This window comes from Flavobacterium sp. N2550 (assembly GCF_025947265.1).
Taxonomy (GTDB): Bacteria; Bacteroidota; Bacteroidia; order Flavobacteriales; family Flavobacteriaceae; genus Flavobacterium; species Flavobacterium endophyticum.
In genome coordinates, this window is sequence record NZ_CP110007.1 from 3,613,530 (window position 1) to 3,637,296 (window position 23,767).

General features: G+C 36.3%; 19 protein-coding genes. 12 read left to right on the forward strand and 7 right to left on the reverse strand.

Annotated features, from left to right (window positions below):
* The first annotated feature begins 25 nt into the window (after positions 1–25).
* The 5 genes from OLM56_RS16140 to OLM56_RS16160 all read left to right on the forward strand — a co-directional run bounded on the left by OLM56_RS16140 (position 26) and on the right by OLM56_RS16160 (position 5,681).
* Complete coding sequence (locus tag OLM56_RS16140) at positions 26–598, forward strand: hypothetical protein (RefSeq protein ID WP_264527705.1); 573 nt, start codon at positions 26–28, stop codon at positions 596–598.
* A 1,030-nt stretch (positions 599–1,628) separates the two neighbouring features.
* Positions 1,629–2,333 (forward strand): hypothetical protein, encoded by a 705-nt coding sequence (locus OLM56_RS16145; protein WP_264527706.1) that lies wholly within the window; start codon positions 1,629–1,631, stop codon positions 2,331–2,333.
* Between the two features lie 201 nt (positions 2,334–2,534).
* A complete protein-coding gene (locus tag OLM56_RS16150; protein WP_264527707.1) occupies positions 2,535–3,515 on the forward strand; it encodes a hypothetical protein in 981 nt (326 codons plus the stop codon).
* Positions 3,516–3,566: 51 nt separating this feature from the next.
* Positions 3,567–4,358 (forward strand): hypothetical protein, encoded by a 792-nt coding sequence (locus OLM56_RS16155; protein ID WP_264527708.1) that lies wholly within the window; start codon positions 3,567–3,569, stop codon positions 4,356–4,358.
* A 249-nt stretch (positions 4,359–4,607) separates the two neighbouring features.
* Complete coding sequence (locus OLM56_RS16160; RefSeq protein WP_121374816.1) at positions 4,608–5,681, forward strand: T9SS type A sorting domain-containing protein; 1,074 nt, start codon at positions 4,608–4,610, stop codon at positions 5,679–5,681.
* A 391-nt stretch (positions 5,682–6,072) separates the two neighbouring features.
* Here the strand turns inward: OLM56_RS16160 and OLM56_RS16165 are convergent, their stop codons facing one another.
* The 3 genes from OLM56_RS16165 to OLM56_RS16175 form a co-directional block, all read right to left on the reverse strand.
* Complete coding sequence (locus tag OLM56_RS16165; RefSeq protein WP_264527709.1) at positions 6,073–6,627, reverse strand: cupin domain-containing protein; 555 nt, start codon at positions 6,625–6,627, stop codon at positions 6,073–6,075.
* Between the two features lie 18 nt (positions 6,628–6,645).
* On the reverse strand, positions 6,646–7,335 hold the full coding sequence (locus tag OLM56_RS16170; RefSeq protein ID WP_264527710.1) for a hypothetical protein: 690 nt from the start codon (positions 7,333–7,335) through the stop codon (positions 6,646–6,648).
* A 205-nt stretch (positions 7,336–7,540) separates the two neighbouring features.
* Positions 7,541–8,275 carry a hypothetical protein gene (locus OLM56_RS16175; protein ID WP_264527711.1) on the reverse strand — a complete coding sequence of 245 codons (735 nt, stop codon included), beginning with the start codon at positions 8,273–8,275 and terminating at the stop codon, positions 7,541–7,543.
* A 325-nt stretch (positions 8,276–8,600) separates the two neighbouring features.
* On the opposite strand from OLM56_RS16175, the gene OLM56_RS16180 reads away from it, so the two are divergent.
* The 4 genes from OLM56_RS16180 (at position 8,601) to OLM56_RS16195 (ending at position 11,981) form a co-directional block, all read left to right on the forward strand.
* The gene (locus OLM56_RS16180) at positions 8,601–8,867 is read left to right on the forward strand and encodes a hypothetical protein (RefSeq protein ID WP_264527712.1); all 267 of its coding nucleotides are present in this window, start codon (positions 8,601–8,603) and stop codon (positions 8,865–8,867) included.
* Between the two features lie 246 nt (positions 8,868–9,113).
* Positions 9,114–9,788: a hypothetical protein gene (locus OLM56_RS16185; RefSeq protein WP_121374822.1), complete on the forward strand. Its 675-nt coding sequence runs from the start codon at positions 9,114–9,116 to the stop codon at positions 9,786–9,788.
* 306 nt (positions 9,789–10,094) lie between these two features.
* Positions 10,095–10,640 (forward strand): dihydrofolate reductase family protein, encoded by a 546-nt coding sequence (locus OLM56_RS16190; protein WP_264527713.1) that lies wholly within the window; start codon positions 10,095–10,097, stop codon positions 10,638–10,640.
* Between the two features lie 45 nt (positions 10,641–10,685).
* A complete protein-coding gene (locus tag OLM56_RS16195) occupies positions 10,686–11,981 on the forward strand; it encodes an Ig-like domain-containing protein (protein ID WP_264527714.1) in 1,296 nt (431 codons plus the stop codon).
* A 35-nt stretch (positions 11,982–12,016) separates the two neighbouring features.
* On the opposite strand, the gene OLM56_RS16200 is transcribed toward OLM56_RS16195, so the two are convergent.
* The 4 genes from OLM56_RS16200 to typA form a co-directional block, all read right to left on the reverse strand.
* Positions 12,017–12,469 carry a hypothetical protein gene (locus OLM56_RS16200; protein ID WP_264527715.1) on the reverse strand — a complete coding sequence of 151 codons (453 nt, stop codon included), beginning with the start codon at positions 12,467–12,469 and terminating at the stop codon, positions 12,017–12,019.
* A 93-nt stretch (positions 12,470–12,562) separates the two neighbouring features.
* Complete coding sequence (gene xrtN / locus OLM56_RS16205) at positions 12,563–13,792, reverse strand: exosortase N (protein WP_264527716.1); 1,230 nt, start codon at positions 13,790–13,792, stop codon at positions 12,563–12,565.
* The gene (locus OLM56_RS16210) at positions 13,793–16,291 is read right to left on the reverse strand and encodes an XrtN system VIT domain-containing protein (protein WP_264527717.1); all 2,499 of its coding nucleotides are present in this window, start codon (positions 16,289–16,291) and stop codon (positions 13,793–13,795) included.
* A 180-nt stretch (positions 16,292–16,471) separates the two neighbouring features.
* Positions 16,472–18,268 carry a translational GTPase TypA gene (gene typA / locus OLM56_RS16215; protein ID WP_121374826.1) on the reverse strand — a complete coding sequence of 599 codons (1,797 nt, stop codon included), beginning with the start codon at positions 18,266–18,268 and terminating at the stop codon, positions 16,472–16,474.
* 187 nt (positions 18,269–18,455) lie between these two features.
* Between typA and OLM56_RS16220 the strand changes: the two genes are divergently transcribed.
* Genes OLM56_RS16220 through OLM56_RS16230 form a run of 3 tightly spaced genes read left to right on the forward strand, consistent with a single transcriptional unit; the run spans position 18,456 to position 23,767 of the window.
* Positions 18,456–19,799 carry a sensor histidine kinase gene (locus tag OLM56_RS16220; protein ID WP_264527718.1) on the forward strand — a complete coding sequence of 448 codons (1,344 nt, stop codon included), beginning with the start codon at positions 18,456–18,458 and terminating at the stop codon, positions 19,797–19,799.
* Between the two features lie 36 nt (positions 19,800–19,835).
* Entirely contained in the window at positions 19,836–20,267 is a 432-nt protein-coding gene (locus OLM56_RS16225; protein ID WP_264527719.1) for a response regulator, read from the forward strand.
* 2 nt (positions 20,268–20,269) lie between these two features.
* Positions 20,270–23,767 carry a PAS domain S-box protein gene (locus OLM56_RS16230; protein WP_264527720.1) on the forward strand — a complete coding sequence of 1,166 codons (3,498 nt, stop codon included), beginning with the start codon at positions 20,270–20,272 and terminating at the stop codon, positions 23,765–23,767.

Below are 23,767 nucleotides of genomic sequence, written 5' to 3' on the forward strand. Positions count from 1 at the left end.
ATCATAAATAATTCGTTTACAACCAATGAAAAAACTTCTTCTACTAATCCTACTAACAATAAATCTAACCAACACGTTTGGGCAAAACACAAACGAAGAAAAATATAGATTTGCAAAAGAAGTCTTCAATTCAAAAAAATATAAAAAAGACAACTATCCAAGGTTTCAGCAAAACATTCAATTGGTTGGAGATAGTACTTATCAATTTGGAGAAAAAATCTTAACGCTCTCAATAGAAAACAAAAGCTACGAAAAGCTATTCAAAAAAGGAATATTCAATCCGGACGTAGTTTTCGGAGCAGGAACAACAAAAAGAGACCAATCCCAACTCGATACACTAACACAAGTTCAAAAGATTGTTTATAATCTAGTCAGAAACGACAGTTTATCCATTTGTTGTTTTGAAGAGCTCGAAAAATTAAACCCCAATCCTCAAACAAAACGTTTTATATTTTGGCTGTTACGGATTGGCGTAGCCAATCCAACAGAATATTACCTTGAATTTTATAATAAAAAAGCAACCAAAGAAACCTCAATAGAAGAATTTATCGAAAATGCTAAAATGACATTCTATTATCAAGGAACCACCATCATATAAAAGCCTGCCTTGTAGCACAGATTTGCAATCCGCGTTAAATACTACAATCCGCGTCCTTATTCAAAGCCAACGTCACCCTTCATACAATAAAGATTTGCATAAAAAGAAACCTGATAACGCAGATTTACAATCCACACCAAATACCACAATCCGCGTCCTTATCAAAAACCCAACATCACACTTCACACAATACAATCAAAAAACTTGCGATTAATGGCGCAAAAAGAGCCCATTTATAGCTTCAAAATCGCATTTTATATCCCTTTTTACGGCTCCCGTTTTCCCACTTACACCAAAAAAACGACCACTTACGCCCAAAATCGACCACTTATTACTTCTTGCTAGGACTTCTCAAAAAAAAATAAAAATTAGCATCACAAAACTTGGTTCTATAATTAATCCCATCTTCCAAGTTTTTTTAAGAAGGCGGCGGAGCATCATTTTTAGATTTTAAAGGCATAAATTTTCTCAATAGCTCCGTCGTCGTCTTTTTGAAGACATAACAAGACAGCAATCTAGCACACAAGTGCCAAAAGTTTATAAATAGATCTAGCGAAGCAAGGGAGGCCATCCACTAGATACTAAGATGTCGGCGGAAGAAATAAGGTTCTGGGCAATGAATAGTATGTAATTCCGCCGCATCTTTTTTAAGATAACATAAATAAGAGACACACATGAAAACAAAAAAAACAATTCTATCTATAATTCTCGCAGGTTTATTTATATATCTAATATTCGTAATAAAAAATGCAATACAGATATACGACGCATCTACATTGACCCCGAAAGAATTTCTAGAAAAATATAAAGATTAAACATTCTAAACAACAAATAATGAAAGCCAAAAAAATAATACTTTATATAGTCTTGATTTTACTCGCCATCTACTTAGCCTTTGCCATACCAAACGCAATAGAAAAATACGATTCAACCAGATTAACCCCAGACGAATTTTTCAAAAAACACAAAGACTAGACAAAATCCAAACCCTCCAAAAAAGAAAAAGTAATTTTTTAAAATCTGAGATAGTATGGAAAAACTAACTAGAAACTACAGCGTAAAAGACGTAGACATGATCATCACGGCATCTACAATCATCAAAAATGCCATCAGCCAAAAAAACTTCCTGCAGTCCAAACGTTCCAGCTGGAGCGGCACCTATTTTGAAGACCTCGAAAACAGGATAGACGCCATTGCCGCAGACTATCTTGGGGCAGACAATGCCCGCGAGCTCCGCATCTCGACCGCTGCCATCTATGAAGCCCGCGACAAGGCCCACAAGCTCGCCTCCGAAATCAAGGTACAGATAGAAGAAGACTTCCCCGCAGAAAAAACCGAGATGCTCCGCACCCTGGGCTACACCAGCTATTTTGCAAAAGCACGCCAAAAAGACCAAGAAGCCCTCATCAACCTGCTCTTTCAGTTCAAGGCCAATCTTACGCCTGCCCTCAAGGCACAAATGACAGCCAATGGCATCCTGCAGGCAGACCTCGATGCCTTGGCGGCTATGGGAGAAGAGCTCAAGACCCTCGACACCGTGCAGGAAGCCAAAAAAGGTGCCCGCCCTATCAATACCGAAGAAGCCGTAAGAGCCTTTAACGACATCTACGAACAAGTCATGGCAGTCGCCCGTATCGCCTCCCGATTTTATAAAGACGACAGGCCCCGCCAAGACCTCTTCAGCTTCTCCAAAATCGCAAAAGCCATCAATACCCATAATAACACGCCTAAATAAAAACCATAAATCCCGCCAAAAGCGGGATTTTTTTGTCTTGTCGATGCAGAGTATCACACTATAATCAATAACAACCAGACAAAGTAAGATATCAAGAGAGATAGATTTACATAAAGAGTTTTTTTATTAATTTCGTCCAGAAAAGCATGCCTATTTTTAATTCATTTTCAACACTTAGCTTCTTTATTATACTATAAAAAAATGAAACATATATTTTCACTCGTAGCATTATTCTATTCAATAACAATTTGTTATTCGCAAAATAAAGAACTAACTGGAAAATGGATTCTAGTTAAGACCATTTATAATGATGGCAAAAACATCGAAATCAACAACCCCACTTATTCACAAGAATTGGTGTATACTATTAATCCGAATAACTTAAAAATCAATAGTCAAAATTTTAAGGCAACGTTTACATCAAATAAAATCATTACTCCTTTTCGAACTATCAATTATGCCTTTGAAGAAAAATATTTGATTGCTTATGATGAAGGAGATAATAAGACAAGCTTTTTCCTTCCTGTAAATGAGTACGTCAAGACGTATCCCGAATTTTCATTAAAAGAAATTGAAAGAAACGGAAATACAGTATACCTAGACAACAAACTATCAGGATACGAATTTAATAACGAATTAGATCTTGATGAATTTATTAGTAACAACAAAAAAGATAAAGATTCAAAAGTTATCAATAACCTATACTTTCAGATAGAATTTATCTTAACAAGCAACAACAAAATTAAAGACATAAAAGTTTTAAATTCAATCAACCCTCAGCATGATACTGATTATATAAATACTTTAAAAGAAGCCGAAAAATATTTAAAAAACATTTCTGGTAAAGACTTATTGATTGTAAATGAAGTACACCATGCCAAATTTAGACAAGATCTAACCGACAAAAACGAGAAAAAATTTTATGAATTGATGGTAAAAGGAGGTGATTATTACAGAAATAATAAGTTTGAAAAAGCGATTGAAACCTTATCGCAAATAAAAGACATAGACATAAAAAGCAACAACTTTAGAATGTTTATTCGAGAATATAAGAAAAAGCTTGGAGTGTCATATTTAGCTATTGGAAAAACCGAAGAAGCTTGCCAGATTTTTAATCAGATTGGCGATAAGACAGATTTCGAAGTCAGAAATTATTTGATTGATTTCTGCGAAAAAAAATAAACAGTTACTATAGCACTTACAATTGTATAAAGTGTAAAAAATGCAGACATAATGAATAAATTTCTATATAGTATTCTAATTTCTTCTTCCCTTCTTAGCTGTAAAAAAGAAAAAGTAGACGTACAAAAACCGACTAAAACAGAGCAGATTTATGCTGAAAACAACTACGGACAAATAGGAGTTACAGAAAAAATAGGATTAAAAATATATTCTGACAGTTCCTATTTATACGTAAAATTCAAACAGGATTATGATAACTCTGAAAAAATAGAAAGGTGTATAGGCAAGTTTAAGATTATTAACGACACTATGCTATTTTTTCCCTCTAATTTCAAACTAAATAATTCAACAAAGGCAGTCATAAAAAACAATTTTGTAGAATTTGTAGATGGTAAATTTCCATTAAAAATCGAAATAAAAACAAATGCACAAAAGTCAAAAAATAATTTGAATTTTGAGAAATTCAAAGATTATGCGGTTTTCACATTCAACGAAAAACATTATGGCTCTAGATATTATGGTTATAAGCCAAACTCCATAAAACCCTATGATTTAAAACAAACTGAATTAGAAGAAGTAGACAACATAGTGAAGAAATGTTTTGTAGAAAACAATTCTGAACTAAGAAACATGAACGATTACGTCAAGCAATGTATTCCTATAATAAACGCGAAACAAGAAGTAGAAGTTTGGATTAGTTGCTATTGTAAAGGAAACCATGTAAATGAGAATTATAAATATTTCACGATCCGTATGCACGATGGCGGAAATTGTAATATTCATTTCAAAATAAATCTAACAAAACATGCTTACTCAGAATTAAACATCGCTGGAGACGCATAAATTCGGATATCTTAAGTAAAAAAATCCCGCCAAAAGCGGGATTTTTTTGTCCCAAACCCACGCCTTTCAAAAATTATTGTATAAGAATTACAACAGACATAAAGACAAGCACCACAAAACAATTGCTTTATTCTAAAGCAAATAGAGCAAAAAACAACCGCGCCCCATGCAGAGTAATGAGTAAAATTTTGTAAGTTAGCACTACCAAACCAGCGCAGCTTAAAAGCAGCCCGACCAAAATACCCCCCTATGAAAAAAACACTACTCCTATTTTCTTTTTTAGTGATTTCTGCCGCCGAGGCCCAAACCATGTCCACCGTACTTGCAGGTACAAATACAGGTATAGGTCAATCGCTACACCCTTCCGGAATAGCCATACACGACAATTTTTTATATGCGGGAACGGGTATGAATGCGAACATCATTTATAAAGTAGATCTTTCCCAGTCCAATACTTCCCCGTCAATATTTATATCCGGACTAGGAAAAATTACCGACATTTGTTTCAGAGGTAATTATTTGTATGCATCAGAATACAACCATCCCAATCCAAATCGAATCATAAGAATAGATGTCAGCCAGCCCAATCCTGTAGTTGAAAATGTAGTAGAAATGTATTTGCCAACAGGCCTCACAATCTATAACCAATACCTCTATGCAAGGTCAAAAAACAACATTTTCAGAATTAACCTCGACATGCCCGGCCAAGAACCCGAAGTAATTGCAAGCGACTTAATTGGCTCGGGAACAGTTGGATTGGCAGTCATTGGCAATTATCTTTTTGTTTCAGAACGCGAGCAAGGCAAGCTAGTCAAATACAGCTTAGTGACGCCAAATCCAACAAAAATTGTTGTTGCTACTGGTTTGAGTTCCATAAGCGGAATAGTTAAAGGAGAAACAAATAACATTATTTATGCAGCAATAGGAAGTTCTTCTGGCGAGATCTATAGAGTCAACACAACTAATGGAACCTATACCCTCTTTGTTACAACTCCATTAACAATGAACTGGGATATGCTTTATACAGACAACAAGCTGTATGTTTCAGACGTTGAAGGAAATGAAGTAATAAAAATAGGCGTAAATGCGCTCTCTGTCGATGATGTAGAGGCTAGCAAAATCAAAGCCTACCCAGTGCCTTCGTCAGACATCGTAAACTTTGAAAACTGTACCTTTTTAGGATTGACAGACGTTAGAGGCAAACAGATCGACATCAAAAGCAACAACGCTCAAATTGACATAGCGCCCTTGCCAAGCGGAATATACATTGCAAAAATAGAAGCCGAAGGCAAGACATCCTATAAAAAAATAGTAAAGAACTAATCAAAACCTGCGGTATTCTTTGTGATTCAGCAATCTGATAAACAAGAAGAACAGGCAAAACAATATTAAAAAAATCCCGCTTTTGGCGGGATTTTATTTTGCTAGAAATTCTTTTCAAGTCTCTAGCAACTATTTTACTGTCCTGATACTAAAACATTCCTTCCAAAATGAATCGGCTAGGCATTGTTCCTAATTTTACCATCCGTCAGGTACTATATCTTTTGGGATTTCTCCATTTTCGCTGATGTAATTAAAAAAGTCTTCAACCTTTTGGGGAGCAGGTTGAAATACCGTTATCAAAGTTCCCAGATTATTTTCAATACGATTAATCACCGTATGCAAAGTTCCTCTTGGGAGAAACGCCGTATCTCCCGATTTTACACTAAAATCTTCACTCTATTTTTATAGGTTCACCGACTACCGGAGAGTCTGGGTCTATTTCATAGTCTGGTAGTTTTTCATAAGTACATAAATAGTTAAAAAACGCTTCATTTTTACCTGCCGGCTGATGTATTGAAATGAGGATGCCTGGATTGTTTTCGATCGGATTTGCATAGGTATGCGGAATACCTCGAGGAATAAAAACAGTATCACCTGTTTTTACAGTAACTATTTCTTTGTCTATCTGAACAATAAACTCGCCATTGGCAACAAAGAATATTTCATCCTGATTTTTATGAATATGCAGCGGCGGGCCTCCCTTAAAGGCAAAAGTTTTTTTACTCGGAGCAACAATCAGTAAATCTCCATCAGTATCTGCCGAAGAAACAATACACCTGCCGAGTACATTCTCTACCGTTTTTTGTTTTCCGTCAAAGCGGCTTTCATTGGAACGGACTACAAAGCCCTTTTTGGGCCTTTTGCCAAATTTAAAACTTCCAGTTTTTGCAAACGAAAGTGCCGGTATGGCCAGCAATAGTACAGATATAAATCTTTGCCTTTTCATATAATTAAGGTTTTTTAGTTAAAAAATGTTGGCCACAAAATCCCTCCAAAATTCTAGGTTCGGAATCGTCATTAATAACACGATCTCTAAGGTCCAGCAGCAAAGAAAAAGAAAATAAGGGCTTTTTAAAACAGGAGCTTTGAATCTCATCTTTTCAACGCATAGCACTGTTATTGAAACAATAAAAGGCAGGAGAACCGCAAGCAATAACCCCAAGCCCGGTTGTATCAAATTTGCCAATCGTGACATTCCAGGATTCAGGACAACCAATGTTGCGGCAACTAAAAAAGCAACATGCCATCGTAAATTCCGCTTGTTGACCATGGCTATGAGGTAATAGACAGAAAACGAAACAGCATCCAACACCCCTATAAAAGCCGTTAAGGCAGCTTTGTTTTCGGAAGCACTTATTTCTCTTTGCGTTTGATTTTTGACCAAAATAAGTATGGTGATTACCAATACAGGCGCTATGAAGTAAGAAACCTTGCCGATTTTTCGGTGTAATTCGTATTTTTTTTGACGGATGAGAATGGGCTGTACAATAATAAGCGTAAACCATAAAATAAAGGCCGAAAAATGGACATGGATAATTACAGGAAACCGGTCTGTATTGGGCAAAAATCGGATATACGAATTAAAAAATCCTGCAAGCGACAGGACTGCCACCGCAATAAAAAACAAAATAAAGATGTTGGTTTTCCTTTCCATGCCTATTCATTTAGGAACAATTGCTAGAACATCCCAAAGAAAGCCGAAATAAAAAATACGGCTTTCTGGTTGAGATGATTTTTTTATCTTTTGATAGTGTGAGCTTTTGTTTTTATAATCTGAATCTGATTGCCCGCTGTATTATAATTTTGATGAAGCCTAAAATTCATCCGAGCAAGCAGTGATTTTAAAAGCCGATAATCATTTACTCCGGAAGTTTCGTCCCCGTAATTTCAAAAGGCAGGCTTACCGTTTGTCCTCCATCTACCAAATTATCCCAAGTAGAATTGGCAACAACAAATTGTTTTGCATTATTCACTCGGCTCGGGTCGTGTGGAAACTGCGGATAAAAATGACCGCCGCTAGAAGTTTTAGATCCCCATTTTATCCAGTAAGTCCCTGAGCTAAGAGTAAGATCGCCTGCCTGGATTTTCATTTTATAGATTTTCCTAGTAAGGTCATCACTCTGCCCTTGCATAATTCTGTACATTTTAGCATCTTCCGCAGACACATATCGGTTGGTAGTAAGATCGCCATACACCTTTACGGCACCTGCAACAGACGGATCTGAAGAGTAAATCTCAAAATAAAACTCACTCACTGGAAACGTAGCACCCGAAAAACCAGTCTGGTAGGCATAAAAATAAAAATTCTCGATCGTCCATTTTTCACCCGAAGGAATCTGAAAATCGTCGGTAAGCATTCGGTCATTTATCGTTCCATTTAAACCCCAGCTGGTTTGAGGCGTTTTTACTTGGCTCCAAGTATAACCCGCAGGTGAAGTCGTTCCTGCTATAGAAACGGTTCCCGTACTCATTCCCGAAACAGCTCCATAACTAAAAGGTTCGGGTTGCGGGCTGTCGTCATCCTTGCTGCACGAAGCAAAAAACAAGGCAATAACTGCTACTGACAATAATTTCATACTAAATTTAGTGTTCATAATATTCTGGTTTTAAAATTTCTATTTGCAAAAAATAACTGCTGTCATCACCGCTACAGAAATTGTACAAATGGAATACAATCCCTGCCTGATAGGGTTTTGATGGTGTGCATATAAAAACAAAGATGTTCACATTGTTCTCACGAAAAAAACACCAATAGACGAACAACATTTTAAATAGACCAATTGCAAATCCGTTTCCAAATTTTTATGGACAGCTTTACTATGCAAAAAAGGGCTTGCTCTTTTAGAAACTCTTTTCACCTTTTTAGAAATTTATTCCACGCCTTTAGAAACTTCTTTCACGCCTTTAGAAATTCATTTCATGTCTTTAAAAACTCTTTTCACGCCTTTAGAAATTCATTTTATGCCTTTAGAAACTTATTTCACGCCTTTAGAAATTCATTTCATGCCTTTAAAAACTCTTTTCACGCCTTTAGAAATTCATTTTATGCCTTTAGAAACTTATTTCACGCCTTTAGAAGTTCTTTTCACGCCTTTAGAAACTCTTTTCATGCCTTTAGAAATGCAATCCTTTGCTAAAAAAACAACGTCTCCTGTTATCATAAATAACTATATATCTGTAAGTTAGACTCTCATTTTGCAAGCCCTAGAAAAAAGACATAAATACTTCACAACTACAGTGAGCTGCGTTCAATACGACACTATAATTGGTAAAAAAAATGTTAAAACTAGCCGGAAGTAAAAAAAATTATACTACAAAATAAATTTTAACGTTAGAATTCCCTCTAAAAAGTTAGAAAAAATAAAAAACAATCCATTTATTTGCAAAACAAATTATCCAAGACATCAATCAAATCAAAAATTAATTAAAAACATGAAAGTAAAATTTTTAGTAAGCACTTCTATTGTTGCTTTATTTTCAAATTTCGCGTTAGCACAATCAGCTGCCAATACCACATCAGTTAGCGAAATTAAGTTCCTCCCTAAAAAAGTTGTCCAAGACAACACGCCAGGTTCCCAATATTTTAATGAGACTTTCCAGCCTGCAAAAATTGGAAATTCAAATGAAATCGTTTTTATACGACACAATGCCTATACAGACGAAATAGAAATTAATATTGACAATGTAACCAAGATTGTCCCTTCTGAATACAGCCCTATCAACCTAACAAACGGTGCTGCATCTTATGAATACGTAGAATATACGACTGAAAAAGAAGCAAGAAAACAAGGCTATTTAAAAACCATAAGCAACAATCAAAAAATAAAAATTTACAAATCGGAAGCCATCTATCGTAAAGCTCCAGTAGAAGCCGATTTAGGATACGGCACCTCTAAGCCAGCTACTTATGCAAAATTAAAAGATGAGTACTTCATAAAAATAGGCGATTCAGAAATAAAACCATTGCCTCTAAAGAAAAAGAACATCATTGCTATCTTGCCAGAAAAAGAAAAAGAAATTGCAGCTTTCATTAAAGACAATGATCTTTCGATTTCAGAAGAAGCATCCCTTGTAATGTTAGGCCGTTACATTAATTCACTTATGTAAGACAAATAATGGTTTGCAAACCATAGAACATGTATAAATACTACTATAATCCCGCCAAAAGGCGGGATTATTTTTTGTAAAAAATCATCTTCCCGCCTTTTAGAAGTTCCACTAGTGCCAAAAGAATAGGACTGCTTTTTAACAAAGCAGCAGCACCTATAAAAAATAATTTGTCCTAAATAACCTCAACCCCTTTAAATTGTTTTAGTAAGTTTGTTAAGCAACCCAAAGAAATAAAAGCAAGCACCCAAAAGCCTGTAAACAAAGGCTATAGTTTACAAACAACCACAAAAAATAGCATAAACATTGAAAAAAGTAATTTTAGACCTAGCCGTAACCCTAGACGGATTTATCGAAGGCCCTAACGGAGAAATCGATTGGTGCATCCTAGACGACGATATGAATTTTGACGGCTTCTTAGCCAGCATTGATACTATTTTCTATGGTCGCGCAAGCTACGACGCTTGGGGCAACTATCAGCCCGAAGCCGAAGCCGGCCCTGCAGAACAGCAACTATGGCAAGCCGTACATTCAAAAAATAAATTCGTTTTTTCCAGCCAGGAAAGACAAGACGATAAAGCCACATTTATAAGTTCCGACATAGCCGACAAAGTAGCAGAAATTAAAAAGCAAGGAGGCAAAGACATATGGCTTTATGGCGGAGCAGGATTGATCAAGACATTCCTGCAATTAGGCCTTATCGACATCTACAGAATATCTGTGCACCCAATAGCTTTAGGCAGCGGCAAGCCATTATTTGAAGACCTCAAACAGCGAGTACCTCTGCGACTGATAAAAACCAATACCTTCAAGTCAGGTGTCGTGCAATTGATTTACGAACAAGCCACATAACCTAAAAGCGCTACAAACACAAAAAATCATCATCAAAAATAGCAAATGAAACAAGCCATTACAATCATCGTAGCCTTTATTATCACGAACGCCTATTCTCAAAGCCCAAGCAAAATTTTTACCACAGACATCGATAACTTTTGGACAGCTTACGACAGTATCCAAAAGACAAACGATTTTTCTAAAAAGATACACTTTATAGACAAGCTCTATATCGACAAAGGTACCGTAGGACTCAAAGCCTTTATGAAAGCCCGAGACTTCAACGACACCCTTTGGGTAAATCTTATAAACGAATATCCAAAATTTTGGAATTCCATAAGACCTAGTACGCTGACGGCCAAAACCAAAATCCAAGAATTCGACAACGCGATCAGCTCCTTAAGAAAACTCTATCCCGAATTAAAAGACGCTGAAATGTATTTCACCATCGGCGGACTTCGCTCCGGAGGAACCGTAAAAGGGAATATGGTACTTGTAGGTGCCGAAATAGCAACCGGAAATCCCGCAACCGATGTTTCAGAATTTCAAAACAACTGGCTTAAGAATGTTTTTGCAGAACAGTCGCTAGACAATATCGTTACCCTAAACATCCACGAATACATCCACACCCAGCAAATAGGCGATAGGAACAGAGTACTGAGCCAATCCATAAAAGAAGGCGTCTGCGACTTTATTGCAGAATTAACCATGCAACAGCCTCTCCAAAGAAAATATTTCACCTATGGAAGAGCCAACGCCGAAAAGATAAAAGAACGCTTCAAAAAAGAAATGTTCTCCAGCAACTTTTCAAACTGGCTGTACAATGGCGGCAGAAAAGGAGAAAGCGCCGATTTAGGCTATTATGTAGGATATGAAATCTGCAAATCCTATTACAACCTTGCAAAAGACAAAAAACAAGCCATCAAAGACATCATTGAACTAAATTACGACAACGATAAAACAGTTGAAGATTTCCTTTCAAAGTCTGAGTTCTTCAAAGAAAAGATCAACAAATCGAAACTCATAAAAGAATACAAAAAGAACCTGCCTTACATAACAGAAATAAGCCCTTTTAAAAATAATTCCAAAGACGTCGATCCAAGTTTGACAGCATTGCGAGTGACATTTTCAAAAGAAATGGAACCCGACAACTATTCCATAAACTATTCTAAAAAGGGAAAAGACTTTTTCCCGATAAAAAAAGTAAAAGGTTTTGAAAACAACAACCATACGCTGGTCATATTAGTTGAACTACAAGCCAACAAAGACTATGAATTCATACTGACCAACAGAAGCTTCAAATCAAAAGACGGATACCCGCTAAAAGAAGAATATCTAGTAAAATTCAAGACAAAATAAAGACATAATCTTATTATATTGCCTCAACAAAAAAATTACCTTATAATCAACTTCATGACCTTCTCCTCATTATACTCAGTTTCATTATAATCTTTAATCGGGAATGACCTTGTTGTTTTATATTTCTTTCCGTCGATATTAATTACGGTAAAATCAACAATAAAATATTGAACATTTAAAGCTTTGAAAGTAGGGTAAAAACCAAACTCAAACAAATATTCTATTTCTTCAGCAATATTTTCATCATCTAATTTAGCCCTAAAAGTAGGATCCATATCAGCCCCATTATAATCAATAGTATGAACAACAATCTGTTTTATATTTGAATTGCCATCCTTTTTGGCTTTTACAGTTTGAAAATCTCTATCTCCAAATTCCTCTTGCAATTTGGCATTATAAGCTTTGGCCAGTTTATTAATATCGGTAGCTTTTAGCTGTGCAAAAGAACTTGCAGAAACCATAAGCAATAAAAATAATAGTTTTTTCATCTTTGATTTTTTTTGTAAACATACTAGAAATTTATAAATTATCAATGCCTATTCCTTTCAACATGACCGAAACTAATTTCGACATGATAGTTGCTACATTCTACTTGTTATATTAATCAGCCTAATTGGTTTATTATAAATTAGTTTCATCAGCATTACCTCCACAAACGAAGTATATTTTTTAGAGCCACACTCATACCACCAATACGATTTATAAAAAACTCCGTCCTTTTCCATTATATTAAACCATACTTTCTCGTTCTCTTGAGTGATTTCCTCAGACTCAATGATTTTATACCCATCGCCCGTCCAGCAAATCAAAGGCTTGTGCGACGGCGTTTTGATATACGTTAGCTTTTGAGGCGTTTCAATTTTGAAAACCTCCTCATTCACCCACTTTCCTTTCGTCACATCATAGTCCTCATTTAAATTATATAGCAAATCATGACGTTGTTCATTGTTTATTTCCCAGCTCGTGACAGCAATCAGTGCAAAAGCAAAAAAAACAGGTAACAGTTTCGGTAAGAAAACGGCAGGAATAACCTCAGTATTCTTAGGTTTGAAGTAGCGTATAAGCAATACCATTGGCACTACTTGATACAATGCAAAGCATAGCAACCCAACCGTGTGGTGTAGGATATTTTCCTGAGTACAGTCGAGCAAGACCAAGGCAATAATTCTAAAATAATTAGAAACAATATTCAAGACAATCACCACAAGGCAAAAAGCAAGAATCTGAAAAATCCCGAAATACCTTTGACTCTTTCGTTCCTCTAGTGTCAGCAACGCAGCACCCGTTAGCAATCCCGTTTTGAACATAGACAATCCCATGCAGGCAGTATCAATCGTAATCTTTGCTCCTTTCACATAAAAATTCGCGCCTTCAATTCGGTCAATCGCCATGAAATTCTTTAATGTCAAGAATACAGTATAACACAGGGTTTGCTTAATTTCTGTCGTCAAGTGTTCAAAAAACTTGTTGAAAAGCGTAGAAAACAGCAAGATGCAGATAAAAGCAATAAACGAAAACTTTTTAGTAAAGCTATAATAGATCAGGCAAACCAAAAGCATGAGCGCTAAAAAGTGTAGCGACTTTGTGTGAAGTCGATAACTTACAAACTCAAAAATAATAATGAGTCCAATGAGCAAGTAGCTAATCTTAAAGTTCGTTCTCCTTCCGCCAATAAAAAACAGCACGACCGAAAACAGTATCCCAAAAAAATTGCTATCTATACCAAACGTAACTATGTTATAGTTCACTGCCAAAATAGAAATCAAGGCAAGAATAACAAGCAATTTTTTATTTTGAGATAAGAATTCCATCTAAGCAGTTTGTCTTTTAGATTTTTTATAGTAGAAAAATAATACTGCCAATCCAATGATAATCAATAGCCATTCGTGCGGTTCAGGTACAGCTCCATCATTATTGATTGAAGCATTGCCAAGCGTATCTACATTTTTTTCAATGCCGTTATTTTCATAATCAGCATCCGTTTCAAGAACGATAAGCGACGAAATTGGCGTCACGATATTCGCATCTTTAGCCAAAGTAACATATTGATTCTCTGCCAAGCTATCTTCTTGGATTTTCACCTGCTCCTCTAAAACTTTTCCAAAAGCATACATTCTATAAATATGATTAGAACCACTGCTTTCTGTTTCCTCAGCCTTTAGATTTTCTTGAATAGAAATATTTGCTGGTTCAATATTTACGCTGTTTTCTCCCGTTTTTAAAGACACGAACTGATTTTGTGCCAGCAATTTTAAAGCATTTTCTAGATCGGTTTTATAATATTCTACATAATGCTGTTCTTTCACAGTTTGCCAAAAAGGATTTATCTCGTCCGAAATATTTATCACCCGAATTTGTTTCTGCTTTGCTTGCGTTTTTAGCTTTTGCAAATAACGAGAAGAAGCCAGCTCTTCAAAATTTGCCGAAACTGTACCGCTTTTAGTAATCACCAAGCTATTTTCCAAAAGCTTGTGAAAAGGCAATAACGAATAGTGCAAATCTTCAAATTGAGACAACATGCTTTCATAATTAGCTCCATTAATTGCCTGCTTTTCATTATTGACAAAGACAAAATAATTTTTCTCCTTTTGATTTACTATAGCCTCTACCTCTTTTGCAGACCAAACACTGTTCAAGTCTAAAATCACCTCACTAGCTACAAATGGAATTGTCTGTTTTTCGATAGCCTTGATTTCATATATTTTATCCTTCCAAGCAAACGAAGCTGAAGGTACTTGCTTGCTTAACGGTATTACAGCTTCCCAAGAATCTAATCCTTTTGACTCATTAATATAGAAACCTTTTTTAAGTTCAAAATCTTTATCAGCCTCAAATTTAGCGTCCCCAACCATCTGGATTCTTGAAAGCGTTTCCGCATTCGAAATATTCGGCCCTTTGATATCCAAGCTTTGGTATTTCATTTCGTTATTTTCAACCTTCAACGGTGTAGTAAAACCACATTTGAAAGTTCTTGGCAATTCATAACTTATTGGAAAAACGCGAACCACAACCCTATTTCCTTCTCTCCATTGCATTAATGAAGGATCTCGAGCCTCAACCCCAACAACCTGCTTGTATGCTTTTTGAGCTTTCTCTTTAGTAGTCAAAACACCTTTGCGTTCAACACCATTCACCCACAACGATAGCGAAGTAGCAACAGCACCCTCTGGCAGTTGAAAAGAATAAATCGCTTCTTTTTGTCCCCAAGAATCCTTGTCGCAGGCAATATCCATAGTTATTTCAGTATAAGCCAATCTTTCGTCTGCATAAATCTTGATGTCCTCCTTTATATTTTTAGTAATCAAATCTCTGCCACTCCACAATTGTTCTTCGGTCTCCAATCGTTTATCGAAATTAGATTTCAAGATGTTAATCCTATCGTCAACACTCAAATCCAAATCCTGAGAAAAGAGATAAGCAATATTCACAAATGGATTGTGCGTTCTTCGCTCATTATATTGACTTCCTCCAAAAGAATCAAAATTCTTAAATACAAAAAAATCTTCAGTATAAACATAAACTATTCCTTTCTTAAGCAATATTTCATTAAAGAAATTAGGTTGCAGGTGTTGCGAAATAGTAATATATGAAGGCAAATCATCATTGCTTTCAAAAGATTTTGTAATTGAGTTTTCTCCCAGTTTTTCACTTTCCATATTCAGCATCACAATAAAAACAGACAAGCCAATTAGAACGCATGCAATTCCAGAAGCAAAAGCCACCATATTAGTTTTATTAGCGGGGAACAATTTGACTAGCATTGTAGCATGGCTAATAAACACAATCATGGGCACTAACCCATAAAACCCAAGTCCCAATGCTATGATTCCAACAGTTGATATTGGTGCAAAAGGAATGAGATAGATGGCGTAATAAATAATCAGCAGATAAGAAAAACCATTTACGAAATAGGAAACAAGTACCGCAGTCCTATTCTTAACCGCAGAATAGATGAAAAAATTAGAAATGCAGAATAAGAAAGTAACCACATAAACCCACACCGGAAGATTCTCAAAAATATTAATTATCACATTTGTGCAAAAACACCCTATGAACCAATTCAAGAAAAGAAAAGGCACGAGATGACTGTATTTCTTTTTCTTTTTCAAGACCTTGAATGAGACAATAACTCCATAAATAAGCTCAATAATCAAGCTGAAAAAGCACAATGATTCTAAAGCATCAGCATCATATTGTATTCCTAAAAGTGCAATGACGAGCATTAATGTGCTCAGGAATGTTACGGCTATACTAACTCTCACGCCTGTTCTGTCAATAAAGTTTCTGTAATTCTCAAGACTGTTTCCCATAGTAAAATATAATTAATATTTAAAAGTACTTTGAAAAACAAAGTTATTGAAAAAAGTAAATAATAAAGCTTTTTTCTTCATTATTTTTTATTCTTCTGAAAAAGAAGGATTTACATAAAAATAGGGAAATAAAAAAGCCATTCCTTTCAGAATGGCTTTTCAATTATATAAAAAAACGAATTAGAATTTAAAACGTTTTCTGTCTGTTTCAGATAAATAAATCTTTCTCAAACGTAAAGATTTAGGCGTAACCTCAACATACTCATCTTTTTGGATGTATTCTAAAGCTTCCTCAAGAGAGAATTTGATTGCAGGAATAATTCTTGCTTTATCATCAGCTCCAGAAGAACGAACGTTAGAAAGTTTTTTAGTTTTAGTTACGTTAACAGTCATATCATCACTACGAGTGTTTTCACCAATTACTTGACCTTCATAGATATCCTCATTTGGATCAACGAAGAATTTACCACGATCTTGCAATTTATCAATAGAATAAGGAATTGCTTTTCCGTTCTCCATAGAGATTAATGAACCGTTGTTTCTTCCAGGAATTTCTCCTTTGTATGGTTCATATCCAATGAAACGGTGCGCCATGATAGCTTCACCAGCAGTAGCAGTCAAAAGTTGGTTTCTCAATCCGATGATTCCACGAGATGGAATATTGAATTTCACAATCATTCTTTCTCCTTTACCTTCCATTGAAAGCATTTCACCTTTACGGATAGAAACGAATTCAACAGCTCTACCAGAAAGACTTTCTGGCAAATCGATTGTCAATTCTTCAATTGGCTCACATTTCACACCATCAATTTCTTTGATAATAACTTGCGGCTGTCCAATTTGAAGCTCATACCCCTCTCTTCTCATTGTTTCAATAAGAACAGACAAGTGAAGTACGCCACGACCAAAAACCATGAATTTATCAGCAGAATCAGTTTCACCAACTTTCATTGCCAAGTTTTTCTCTAATTCTTTAGTCAAACGCTCTCTAATATGTCTAGAGGTAACAAATTTACCTTCTTTACCAAAGAAAGGAGAATCGTTAATTGTAAACAACATGCTCATTGTTGGCTCATCAATTGCAATAGTCTGCAATGCTTCTGGGTTTTCAAAATCAGCAACAGTATCGCCAATTTCAAAACCTTCAATTCCAACAATCGCACAGATGTCACCAGCGATAACTTCTTCTACTTTCTTACGTCCAAGACCTTCGAAAGTATGCAATTCTTTGATTCTTGATTTTATGATTTTACCGTCTCTTTTTACTAATGAGATTGGCATTCCTTCTTTTAAAACACCTCTTTCCAAACGACCAATAGCGATACGACCTGTGAAAGAAGAGAAATCTAAAGAGGTAATCAGCATTTGTGGAGTTCCCTCAGAAACTTTAGGAGCTGGTACATTTTTGATTACCATATCTAATAATGGCTCAATGTTTTCAGTTTGGTTTTTCCAATCATCAGACATCCAGTTGTTTTTTGCAGAACCGTAAACCGTTGGGAAATCCAATTGCTCTTCAGTTGCACCCAATTCAAACATCAAGTCGAAAACTTTCTCATGAACTTCTTCTGGAGTACAGTTTTCTTTATCTACTTTATTGATAACAACACAAGGCTTCAATCCCAAATCAATCGCTTTTTGCAAAACGAAACGAGTTTGTGGCATTGGTCCCTCAAAAGCATCTACCAAAAGGCAAACACCATCTGCCATATTTAATACACGCTCTACTTCTCCACCGAAATCCGCGTGACCAGGAGTATCGATAATGTTGATTTTTGTTCCTTTATAAACAACAGAAACGTTTTTAGAAGTAATAGTAATACCTCTTTCACGCTCCAAGTCGTTATTGTCTAGAATCAGATCTCCCGTATTTTCGTTTTCGCGGAAAAGCTGACAATGGTACATAATTTTATCAACCAAAGTAGTTTTACCGTGATCGACGTGGGCAATAATTGCAATGTTTCTGATAGATTCCATCTGATTTTTTTAGAAGGTGCAAATGTACGCATTATTTTGATATAAAAAATGTTTTTTTCATAGGGCTTAACTTATTCATAATAAGCAATTAACTTATCAATTCAGAATCGATTGAAACGTATTTTTTTTAACATAAATAATCTGAATAAATACTTTTCATTATATTTACATTGAAGACCATTTCCCCATGTACAAACCTTCAAGCAAAATAATCTCCATCTATCTTGCGGTTGGAATCCTTTGGATTTTAATCAGCGACCGGTCGTTCGCCTATTTTGGCTTTACCGGCGACTCGATTCTCTTTCAAACTTTGAAAGGTTCAGCTTTCATTGTCATATCCGGTTTTGTCTTCTGGATTATGCTAAGGCGCTATGAAAATAAGAACCAAAAATACCTCAACAAGCTGAAAAGCACAGCCGAAGAGCTCATGCTCTCCAACAAACGTTATACAGTAGTTACGAAAGCCACCAACAATATCATCTGGGACTGGGACTTTAAAAAAGACAAAGTCATCTGGGGCGAATCACTAAAAAGGATTCTTGGCTATCCCGATCTCGAAAACCACAGCAGTTGGTGGACGGATAAAATCCATCCGGAAGACAAAGCGAGAGTCGCCCAAAAGTTCGATAAATTTATCGAAACAGCCAATAAGGAAAAATGGTCTGATGAATATCGCATCATCACTGAAACTGGTACAATAAAGCATGTATACGACAGGGGATACCTACTGTTCAATAAAAAAAGAAAAGCCATCCGCATGATCGGATCGCTGGAAGACATTACCGAAAGAAAAGTAAACGAACAGCGGTTAAAGGAACTCAACATACAAATCAACAAAAGAGTTGAAGAACTGGCGCTTTCAAATGCAGAATTGGAACAATTTGCCTACATAGCATCGCATGATCTTCAAGAACCTTTACGAATGATTACCCGATTCTTGTCGGAAATCCAAAGAAAATATGACGATAAGCTGGACGACAAAGGCAAAGAATACATCCATTATGCAGTAGATGGCGCACATAGGATGCGGAACCTAATTCTTGACTTGCTTGAATATTCAAAAGTTGGAAAATTTGACCAAGAAATCGAGGAAATCGATCTCAATACGCTCATCGAAGAAGTCACTACTTATAACGAAGCTTTTATAAAAGAGAGCAAGGCAGTCATAAAATGGGACAATCTTCCAATAATTAATAACCGAAAAACTCCATTGCAGCTCGTTTTTCAGAATCTTATTGGCAACGCCTTAAAATATCATAAAACCGCTATTGCCCCAGAGATAACGATTACGCATGAAGACATGGGAAATCAATGGCTATTTTCAGTAAGCGATAACGGTATCGGAATCGATCCTATGTTCAACGAGAAAATTTTTGTGATTTTCCAAAGGCTCCATGCCAAAAACGAATACTCTGGAACCGGTATAGGTCTTGCCATGTGTAAGAAGATTATTGAAGGACAAGGAGGCAGAATCTGGCTGAAATCGGAGGAAGGACAAGGAAGCACATTTTATTTCACAGTAAGTAAATAGTTTTCTTATATTTGTTAAATTCTAATCTGTGCCCCCATGGAATCAATTACTATTTTACTGATTGAAGACAACGAAGGCGATATCCTGCTTACAAAAGAGGCATTGGGCCACGGCAGGATAAAAAAAGAAGTTTCAGTCGCAAAAGACGGATGGGAAGCTGTACAGTTCTTGGAAAAAAAGGGAGCCCATGAAAATGCTATAATGCCAGATCTTATTCTTCTGGATGTGAATCTCCCAAAATTAAACGGCCATGAAGTTTTGGCCAGAATAAAATCGAATCCCCAAATTCAACATATTCCAGTAATTATGCTAACCACATCGTCATCAGAAAGCGACATCCTGAAAAGCTATCAAAACCACGTCAATTGCTTTATAACAAAACCTGTCGAAGCGAACAACTTTCTAGATACCATAGCTGCAATTGAAGATTTTTGGATATCAATAGTTCAATTGCCTAAAAAAGACTAACGATGACGTTTCAAAAAGAAGGTATTCATTTTTTAATAATCGAAGACAATCAGGGCGATTTGGTCCTGATCAAAGATTATATAAAAGAAGAATTCCCTGACCCTGTTTTTTATGAGGCACGAAATCTCAAAGAAGCCAAAAGCTTCCTGAATTCGGCAAAAAAAATAGATATTATTCTTTTGGACCTCGTTCTTCCTGATGCAGAAGGCGAAAAGCTTTTTGACGAAATAATTCCGATATCTAGAAATATCCCGATTATCATACTGACAGGTTTTTCGGATAAAGAATTCGGCATTAAGTCCCTTTCCTACGGAGTCTCAGACTATCTTCAAAAAGAATATCTTAATGCACCGTTGCTATTCAAGAGCGTGCTTTACAATATCGAACGCAAAAAAATTGCGCAAAAGCTCAGCGATTCTGAAAAGAAATACAAAGACATCTTCCAGCATAGTCCGCTTCCAAAAGCAGTCTATGACATCGAAACATTAGATTTTCTGGATGCCAACGATGCTGCCTTGAGAAAATACGGTTACACCAAAGAGGAATTCCTAAGTCTAAAAGCCTATGCCGTTGTCGCCAAGAAAGATTCTGAAAAAGCTTTCAATCTGGTTAAAGAAATAAGAGAAGACAGCAAATTCATGGAAACTTCCTTCAAGCACATCAAGAAGGATGGAGAGATGATTGATGTCATCACTCAAAGTAATGAGATCAATTTCAACGGAAGAAGAGCCAGACTCGTGTTAGTTACAGATGTCACGGAAAAATTAAAGTCCGAAAAAGAGAATGAACTGACAGAACAGCGCTTTCGGGCATTAGTTCAAGACGGATCCGAACTTATCGCTATTCTCGATACGGACGGAGTTTTTACCTACATAAGCCCGAATGTCGAAACAAACTACGGACTGAATCCTAACGACTATATCGGCATTAATGCTTTCGAACGACTTCATCCGGATGAAATGGAATTTTTCCAGCAAGAGTTTTCCCGTCTGAAAACAGAAAAACGCGTCGCAACACGGCCCTTCCGATATATAGAAATCGACGGTAAATGGCGGTGGCTCGAAGCTAATATCGTCGACATGACCGACAATGCCGCCGTCAACGGAATCGTTCTCAATGCCCGCGATGTTACCGAAAGAATCGAAAATGAGCTAAAAATAAAGGAGAGCAACCTTCGCTACGAAGCCATTGCCAAGGCTACTAGTGATGCTATTTATGAATTTGATACCGTTTCCAAAAAAATCTATATTACAGGATCGAATTACAAAAAGTTATTTGGATTTAATTTTGTAGACCAGCAGTATCTCGATCTGGATTTCTGGGTCTCGCGACTGCATCCCGACGAAAGAGAAGAAGTAAGAGCCAAAATAGCGGCTATCAAGGAAGACGCCTCAGGATCACATTTTGAAATTGAGTACCGATTCAGAAAACAAGATGATACCTATGCTCATGTTCTTGATCGTTTTGACCTTATATGGGAAGACGGCAAGCAGATTAAAAAAATAGGAGCGCTTCAAGACATCACGACTCGAAAATTTCAAGAGACCATACTTGCTTTTGAAAAAGATACATATAAGCTCAATGCTGAGCCTAATAAGTCGCTGAAAGAAGTTTTGGAAAAAGTAATCCAAAATATCGAAATTCTCATACCAGGAGCCATATGTTCCATCATTGAGATTAAAAACCATAAGATAAAACACTTTGTGGGAAATTCGCTTCCAAAAGGATATATTGAATATGTGAGTGAATTCGATATGAAAAAAAGTATTTTCAAAAATGAGAATGCTTTTATTTATGACATCGAAAAAGAGCCACTTTGCAAAAATTTTGCTCCCGCTGCAACTGCCCATGGCTTAAAATCTTGCTGGTCTATTCCGATTAAGAAGACAGACGGTACCAATCTCGCCAATTTCGTAACCTATTACAAAACCAACAGAGAACCGGATCAAAACGAAATCTATCTTCTTGACAGGATAGCAAACCTTGTAGGTGTGCTGATTGAAAACAGAAGAGCTGGCGAAGAGCTAAAACAAGCTATAGACCGGTATGATATTGTTGCAAAAGCAACCAGCGATACCATCTGGGACTGGAAAATCCAAGAAGACGATTTCCAATGGAATAAAGGAATTCGCAGCGTTTTTGGATATAGAAAAGACGAAGTCGGTGATACTTCAAAATGGTGGTTCGACCGAATCCATCCCGAAGACAGCCTCAGAGTATCCGTAAAACTTTATAATTTTCTAGAGAAAAAAGTTGAAAAATGGCAAGATGAATACCGTTTCAAATGCTCAGACGGCACTTATAAATACGTCTTTGATCGAGGATTCCTTATAAAAGACAACGATGGAAAACCGATTCGGATGATCGGTTCCATGCAGGATGTCACCAAACAGAAAGAAGAAGAACAGCGCCTAAAACTTCTTGAAACCGTAATCACCCAAGCCAAAGATGCCGTAATAATCACGGAAAACGATACTTCGGAAACTCCGATACCGAAAATCATCTTTGCAAACCAGGCATTTACAGAAATGTCAGGATACAAGGCATCTGAAGTTATTGGAAAATCACCATTGATATTCAGAGGAAAAAATTCTGATGAATCGGAGTTTAAAAAACTCATCAATGCAATCAAGAATGAAGAGGAAACTCAGGTAGAAACTATCAGTTACAGAAAAAATAATGAAGAATATTGGGTCAGTTTTTCAATGATCCCAATCGCAAATAAGGAAGGCCAGCTTTCGCACTGGATTTCAATACAAAGAGACATAACTTTACAGAAAAAGCAAGAAAAAGAACGCGAGCAGCTAATCCGCGAACTGACGCAAAACAACAAGGATCTAAAACAGTTTTCTTATATCACGTCGCATAATCTTAGGGCGCCGCTGTCAAATCTGACTGGGCTTCTTAATCTGATAGAGGACATTCCGATCGAAAATGACGACTTAAAGCTCATACTGAATGGGTTTACAAAATCGACGCATCTTCTCAACGAGACCATAAACGATTTGGTTAAGGTTGTCATTATCAAAGACAATCCTTCCATCCAAAAAGAAGAAGTTTTGTTCAGTGAGGTCTTTGAAAGTGTTTTTGACCAGCTAAGCTATCTTATAAATCTGCATCAGCCGATCTTAAAAATCAATCTCGAAAAAGATTCGCTTTCCTTTATAAACAAAGCTTATCTGGAAAGCATTATGCTGAACTTGCTCACGAATGCCATAAAATATAGGAATCCAGCAAAAAAATTAAAAATAACTATAGCGACAAAGGAGAAACATGATAAGACAATTCTTACCTTTGAAGACAATGGAATAGGAATCGATATTGAGAGAAACAAAGACAAAATATTTGGCCTCTATCAAAGATTTCACAACTATCCGGACAGCAAAGGACTCGGGTTGTATCTCGTCAAATCTCAGGTAGAAACAATGGGCGGAACAATAGAAGTCCAAAGCCAGGTGAATAAAGGAACTAAATTTACATTAACATTCAAAAAAGAATAA